The 6,566-nt window shown below is 45.5% G+C and carries 4 protein-coding genes and 4 pseudogenes; all 8 read left to right on the top strand.

The window, feature by feature from the left end:
- A pseudogene (locus A9B99_RS12940) lies at positions 1-701 on the top strand (IS3 family transposase); the annotation flags it as partial.
- Positions 643-1,785, top strand: coding sequence for a glycoside hydrolase family 19 protein (locus A9B99_RS24030; RefSeq protein ID WP_197499274.1), 1,143 nt, complete (start codon positions 643-645; stop codon positions 1,783-1,785). The pseudogene A9B99_RS12940 and the gene A9B99_RS24030, both read left to right, overlap by 59 nt.
- 3 nt (positions 1,786-1,788) lie before the next feature.
- Positions 1,789-2,280 (top strand): hypothetical protein, encoded by a 492-nt coding sequence (locus A9B99_RS12930; RefSeq protein WP_064598121.1) that lies wholly within the window; start codon positions 1,789-1,791, stop codon positions 2,278-2,280.
- Between the two features lie 107 nt (positions 2,281-2,387).
- Positions 2,388-2,636: pseudogene (locus tag A9B99_RS12925) on the top strand (PAAR domain-containing protein).
- 111 nt (positions 2,637-2,747) lie between these two features.
- Positions 2,748-4,355: a VgrG-related protein gene (locus A9B99_RS24240; RefSeq protein ID WP_231889188.1), complete on the top strand. Its 1,608-nt coding sequence runs from the start codon at positions 2,748-2,750 to the stop codon at positions 4,353-4,355.
- Positions 4,339-5,127 carry a tetratricopeptide repeat protein gene (locus tag A9B99_RS12915; protein ID WP_064598119.1) on the top strand — a complete coding sequence of 263 codons (789 nt, stop codon included), beginning with the start codon at positions 4,339-4,341 and terminating at the stop codon, positions 5,125-5,127. Before A9B99_RS24240 ends, A9B99_RS12915 begins: the two co-directional genes overlap by 17 nt.
- A gap of 37 nt (positions 5,128-5,164) precedes the next feature.
- A pseudogene (locus A9B99_RS12910) lies at positions 5,165-5,421 on the top strand (PAAR domain-containing protein).
- Positions 5,422-5,492: 71 nt separating this feature from the next.
- Positions 5,493-6,566: pseudogene (locus A9B99_RS12905) on the top strand (hypothetical protein); the annotation flags it as partial.

Below are 6,566 nucleotides of genomic sequence, written 5' to 3'. Positions count from 1 at the left end.
GTCGTGGCGCAGCCGGTAGCCGGGCAATCAGTCAGATGTTGCGCCAGAGTGGCGTTGATGCAGGCCGGTGGCTGGCACGACGACTGATGCGGGAATGCGGGCTGACAAGTCGACAGGCAGTTAAACATCACTACCGGGTAAACGAAGACAAAAGTCCGCCATTGCCAAATTTACTGAACCGGCAATTTAACCCCGCCGCACCAAACCGCGTCTGGTGCGGCGACATCAGTTTTATTCGCCTGCAGGACAAATGGTGTTATCTCGCGCTCGTTGTTGATTTATATTCACGGCGGATTATCGGTTCAGCCCTCTCATTAACCGCTGATGCTGAGTTGGTGTGTAGGGCTTTGCGTAATGCACTGGAAACACGACCGCGTGATGGCCGCCTGCTGTTTCATTCAGATCAAGGTGTTCAGTATAAAAGCAATAAATACAGAAAGTTACTCTGGCGTTATGGGGTAATGCAAAGTATGAGTCGCAGAGGGAATTGCCTGGATAATTCTCCGATGGAAAGAGTCTTTCGCAGCCTTAAAAGTGAATGGCTTCCGAATGGTGGTTATGGTGATTTTAGCCATGCGGTACGCGATATAAACCAGTGGATTAATGGTTATTACAACGTTTATTGACCTCACACGAACAACGATGGTTTACCGCCTTGCTTACATGAAGAAAAGTGGAAACAGGTTATCCTGGTGTCCTGATTTTGTGCTCCACTACAGTATCCGGGAAAAGCAGGTCTCTGACTATTACAAAGCGCTGCTGCGGAAAATGGACAGTGATAACAGTGGCGACCTTCCCGGCGAAGAGCTGCGTCACGCGGTTAACTACGCGGAGCTGGATATCAGAAATATTGCTGCGCGAATGGTGGTGAAACACGACAGTGAATGGTTTGGCGGCAGCAGCCATCACCGCTGGAGAACGTTTTTAAAGCAGCTGGATCCGCTGTGCATCAGCTATGTGAGAAAGTGGTTTGACGATATGGAATGGATGAGCCAGGTGGAGGCATTCAGCAGTGGCGAGCCTGTCTGGCATATGCACCCGGTGGTGTTTTTGAATGCAATTAAAACCGTCGATAGTGGATTCATAACATTAGAAATGGTATTGGTAGCAAACTTAGGCACAAATAAACCACAATGTAAGAAGGTTTTGCCTTATTTAAACAAATACGCCGATGCTTATGGCATAAAAGATAAAAAAGAAATTGCCCATTTTTTATCTCAAATTGGACATGAAAGCGGTTTTGAAATAACCGAAGAAAATCTTAATTATAGCGGGAAAGGTATGAGGCGGATTTTTGGTTGCAAAAAAGGACCTGAAAATTATAACAAAACTAATGACGACTGTGATTTAGGACGATTAAGACATAAGTTATGGACACAAGAATCAACCTATGCCCATCACCCAGAAAATTTAGCCAATTATGTTTATGCGGGACGGATGGGAAATGGTGAGGAAGCATCCGGGGATGGGTACCGGTACCGTGGTCGAGGTATGATTCAGTTGACCGGTAAAGATGAGTATCGATATTTTACAAATATGCACAACAAAAAAAATCCGTCGGACAGACAGGATTTTGTAGCATCCCCTGACTTGGTTATATCGAGTATGGAATATAGTGTTGAGTCAGCTTTCTCATTTTTGGTAAGCAAAGGATTAAATGTTTCGGCCAAAAGTTCAAGTGTTTATGATGTGACATTCAAAGTAAATGGTGGGTATAACGGATATGATGATCGTCGGGTCAGGTTTAACAAGGTGGCAGAACTGCTAAATATTAATAAGGACTAATATATGTTTTCTAAGATACTTTTTAGCTTATTTTTTGCGTTCTTTTCATTGCCTTCATATGGGCAGGGTGAGGTGGTCCAGGGGCCGTTCAAAATTGACGACGAAAAATCAATCTACTTTCAAAGAGAGCCAAATCCTGATTTCCCCCTTGGTTTGTACTATGATTCCGGAACAAAAAAAACGCAAATTGATAAATATGAAATGGATGGGGATACTCCAAATATTGATTCTGTGTTTTTTATGAGGGTTCATGATGTTAAAAATGTTATTGTTTTAATCTCCTGGCGTCAATTGCATAAAACTGAATCCATCAATGGGAAAACGTATCAAGTCTACGCTTATAAATATAGTGATGATTCGCTTTTTCCAAATGATATGATTACAAAAGACCCGTCGCTAAATGGGATGGATGGAGAATTTAATGGTGAATATATGCATTTTAAATATAAAGATTCTGCATCTATAAAAAAGTATATCGAAAATAAATATAAGTGATTTAAGTTTATCTCTTTTGGCGGCTGCTTGTGCTTATTTGATTTGTATCTGCATTAATCTTATTGCTGCACTTTTAGTAGTGTCCGCGAAATATTATCTGTAAGTGTATTCTTCAAGGAAGAATCCGGTTAGGCGACAAAACCACACATGGTGTGGCTGTATTGTCCTGCTCAGCGACCATGTTTTTTGGTGATATTGGCGTGGTCCCTAAAGGTGACCGTGTTTCCAGCCCCAGGCATGGTGATATCACTATTGTTGAAGGTAACCCAATTACCGCGATCGCAGTATTCCTGTGGCATTCCACGGCCACAAGTGTGACGCTTATCAGCTCACTGCCCAGTGCTCTGGTGGGGTAAACGTGCTGGCTGAACAGCAAATCCGAAATGACCGGCGGGGCGTTCTGGGTGTCGCTCGACCCGCAATATATGACACCTGCCGGTAAACAGAGGGCGCACCTGCCGGCCTGGATGCAGCAGGCTGTAGCACAGGGCACATTTGATACCGTTGTTAAACCGGCAACCAGACTTGAGGTTGCCGCAGGTGATGCGGTGGGTTACCTGGCGGAAGACATTGCCCCCTGCGACTTACACGGTGTGGAGAAAAGTGCGTTCGCCCACATTGAAGTGCTCAGCACCGACAGCCGGATGATCGATTTTCTGAGCAACAGGGCACAGGTGCAGAGCGGCCCGAAATACATTCATATCCACCCGGAAAGCTTCATTTATAGCCGTTCCGGCGACAGCTTCACCCGGACCAGAGGGCAGGTGAAGAAAGACAGTCACAAAATCCTGCTGCAGGACAAATGCCACCCCTTCACAGATAAAGACGGTAAACGCTGGTTTGATATCGGGGACGGGGCGTGGCTCAGCGAAGCGGATGTGGACGCGGATATCGGCCAGTACGACCTGGCGAAGCTGGGCTTCAGTACATTTGAAGAGCCGCCCACATCCGATATGACGAAATCCCTGCGTGAGGGGTGGATCAAGGACGGGTTCACCAGACTTGCGGAGTGGGTACGCCCTGAGCGCGGTATCCGGGAAAAGCAGGTCTCTGACTATTACAAAGCGCTGCTGCGGAAAATGGACAGCGACAACAGTGGCGACCTTTCCGGCGAAGAGCTGCGTCACGCGGTGAATTACGCGGAGCTGGATGTCAGGGATATCGCGGCGCGAATGGTGGTGAAACACGACAGTGAATGGTTTGGCGGCAGCAGCCATCACCGCTGGAGAACGTTTTTAAAGCAGCTGGATCCGCTGTGCATCAGCTATGTGAGAAAGTGGTTTGACGATATGGAATGGATGAGCCAGGTGGAGGCATTCAGCAGTGGTGAGCCTGTCTGGCATATGCATCCGGTGGTGTTTTTGTCTGCTATTTCTGCCGAAAATCAACGTAGACGGCGTGATTATAATTTAGGAACGCTTTCCTCTAAGTATGAAACAGGAGGACGTGGTTCTCAGACTGTATCGGGAGGTGTTGGTGATGCCGGTGGTGTTTCTTATGGGGCTTACCAAATGACCAGTAAAACCACTAAAAAGATCCATGGTCATCTGCAATCTATTGTTGGTGGAACTGTTAAAGTATTTATTTCTGATAGTACATTTAAATGGAAAAATGAATTTTCTGGTCTGACTCCTGGTTCATCTGAATTTACATCTAAGTGGAAGGAGTTAGTCAGAAAAAACCCAGGTGAGTTTAAAGAAATAGAGCATGGTTTTATCCGGAAAACGCATTTTGATAAGCTGGTTACACATATATTTTCTGAAACTAATGTTGATATTCGATACCATTCTCATACTTTAAATGATGTCATTTGGTCTACAGCAGTTCAGCATGGCCCATCGAGTAATGTTGTTATTAATGCAATGAAAATTGTTGGTGGTGATGTTTATGAATGTAAAGAATATGACCAAGAGTTAATTAATGCTATCTATGACGAACGAGGGAAGAAAAATACTGAAGGTAACTTGATATATTTTTCAAAAAACTCGAAAGAAGTACAGGATGGCGTTAGTGACCGTTTCATCAGTGAAAAAAAAGAAGCACTGGAGAGATTGAAAAATGAGAGTGATTATTAGTATGCTTATGTTGTTGTCTTCATTTTACGCAAATGCAAGCGTGAAGATATATGAAAATGACACATCAATTTTGGGTTTTGAACAAACGGGTAATAGTACAAAAGTTACATCTACTTTGTATGGAGGAAGTGCTCCATTAGGCGAAAATACCTCAGCTGACTGTGTGGTGAAATATTCATTGGAAGCTGAAGGTGTGAATTTCAAAGGTAGACTAATCTCCTTTTACACAGACATTATGAGTTATTCAGGTGAAAGTAAATCTACTGCATCGTTTGAACCTGTGGGAAGAGTAATGACATATATTTCAGATATATCACTAGATGTTTGCCCAGTGGGAACTGATTTCATAGGAGATTATTATTTAGTAAGTGATAGAACATCAAAGTATACATCTGATTTTGATTCTTTAATAAGGTTCAATTATGCAAATGCACTGAAAGTTTTTCATTCTGAGGGTGTTGCTTCTGCCATAGGCCTTCTTGAACCCTATGTACAACAGTCTATAAATAATGGTTATTATTATCCTGATATTTTTAATGATTACGGGTTTCTGTTGCAACAGGCTGGTAGAAATGCAGATGCTGTAACTGTTTTAAAGGTTGTAGTTAAAAATACACCAAAACGAGTGGTTGCATATCTCAATATAGCTGATGCATATTGGGGGTTGGGTGATAAAGTGAGGTCATCGCAAAACTATAAGAAATATATAGCCTTAATGAAATCTTCTCATGACGAGAAAATACCGGTGAGAGCTATTGATAGAAGTAAATGAAAATTATTTTATTTAGGTGTAATTAAAAGGAAATGATATTCAAGGAATAATCCGGTTAGGCGACAAAACCACACATGATGTGGCTGTATTGTCCTGCTCAACGACCATGTTTTTTGGTGATATCGGCGTGGTCCCTAAAGGTGGCCGTGTTTCCAGCCCCAGGCATGGTGATATCACTATTGTTGAAGGTAACCCAATTACCGCGATCGCGGTGTTCCTGTGGCATTCCACGGTCATAAGTGTGGCTGTGGCTGCACGCTTATCAGTTCGCTGCTCAATGCTCTGGTGGGGTAAACGTGTCGGTTGAACCTGAGCGCATCCCGGCCCGGTAGGGTGATCCCTTTTTCACGTTAAGGATAACCGAAATGAAAATCTGCTTTCCTGCCCGAAAAGCGAATGGCGATAACTACGCCACTGTAGATGACATGATGCAGCCGCTCTGTCAGGAGCCACACGGCTCCTGGCTGGCCGGAACGAATAACATGTGGCACGGCGGGATCCACATAACCATCAAGAGCGCCCCGGGGTCTGTGCTGGCAAGGGAGACAGCAGATACTGCGGTACCGCTTCAGTTTATGGCGGGCGGCGAAGTGGTGGCCTGGCGTGTGAATCAGGACTATCTGACCGGTAAATACATCAATAACCCGCTGCAGTATTCCAGCACCTTTGTACTGGTTAAGTCCACCTGTACCCCGGATCCCGAAAAGAAGGATAACAGCCTCGATTTTTACTCGCTGTATATCGGGCTTGCACCGCTGTCTGCTTTTCCAGAACACAAGCTGTATCAGGTTACTGAGAAGGGGGACAGGCTGAGTCAGCGTGAATATACCGGCAAAGAAAAAGACGGCGATAAGGCGCCGGTCGCGAAGAATAAGCTTAAAACGGGCGACAGCGTTATTGTGCTGCGTGAGATCACTTTCGACCTGAAGGGGCAGGCGCAGGCGTTCGGGCTTGCCCGGATGCTGAACAGCAAATCCGAAATGACCGGCGGGGCGTTCTGGGTGTCGCTCGACCCGCAATATATGACCCTCGTGGGTAAACAGAGGGCATACCTGCCGGCCTGGATGCAGCAGGCTGTAGCACAGGGCACATTTGATACCGTTGTTAAACCGGCAACCCGGGTTGAGGTTGCCGCAGGTGATGCGGTGGGTTACCTGGCGGAAGACATTGCCCCTGACGGTATGAACGGTGTGGAGAAAAGCGCGTTCGTCCATGTTGAAGTGCTGAGTACGGACAGCCGGATGAGCGATTTTCTGAGCAACAGGGCACAGGTGCAGAGCGGCCCGAAATACATTCATATCCACCCGGAAAGCTTCATTTATAGCCGTTCCGGCGACAGCTTCACCCGGACCAGAGGGCAGGTGAAGAAAGACAGTCACAAAATCCTGCTGCAGGACAAATGCCACCCCTTCACAGACAAAGACGGTAAACGCTGGTTT

It is taken from the genome of Mangrovibacter phragmitis (genome assembly GCF_001655675.1).
Taxonomy (GTDB): domain Bacteria; phylum Pseudomonadota; class Gammaproteobacteria; order Enterobacterales; family Enterobacteriaceae; genus Mangrovibacter; species Mangrovibacter phragmitis.
Note: the sequence above shows the minus strand (reverse complement) of the source record. Positions and strands in the feature narration are given on the sequence as shown.

Excerpts from the sequence above, each read along its gene's own strand:
- A9B99_RS24030 (WP_197499274.1), top strand. The coding sequence starts at position 643 with ATGGTTTACCGCCTTGCTTACATGAAGAAAAGTGGAAACAGGTTATCC.
- A9B99_RS12930 (WP_064598121.1), top strand. The coding sequence starts at position 1,789 with ATGTTTTCTAAGATACTTTTTAGCTTATTTTTTGCGTTCTTTTCATTG.
- A9B99_RS24240 (WP_231889188.1), top strand. The coding sequence starts at position 2,748 with ATGCAGCAGGCTGTAGCACAGGGCACATTTGATACCGTTGTTAAACCG.
- A9B99_RS12915 (WP_064598119.1), top strand. The coding sequence starts at position 4,339 with ATGAGAGTGATTATTAGTATGCTTATGTTGTTGTCTTCATTTTACGCA.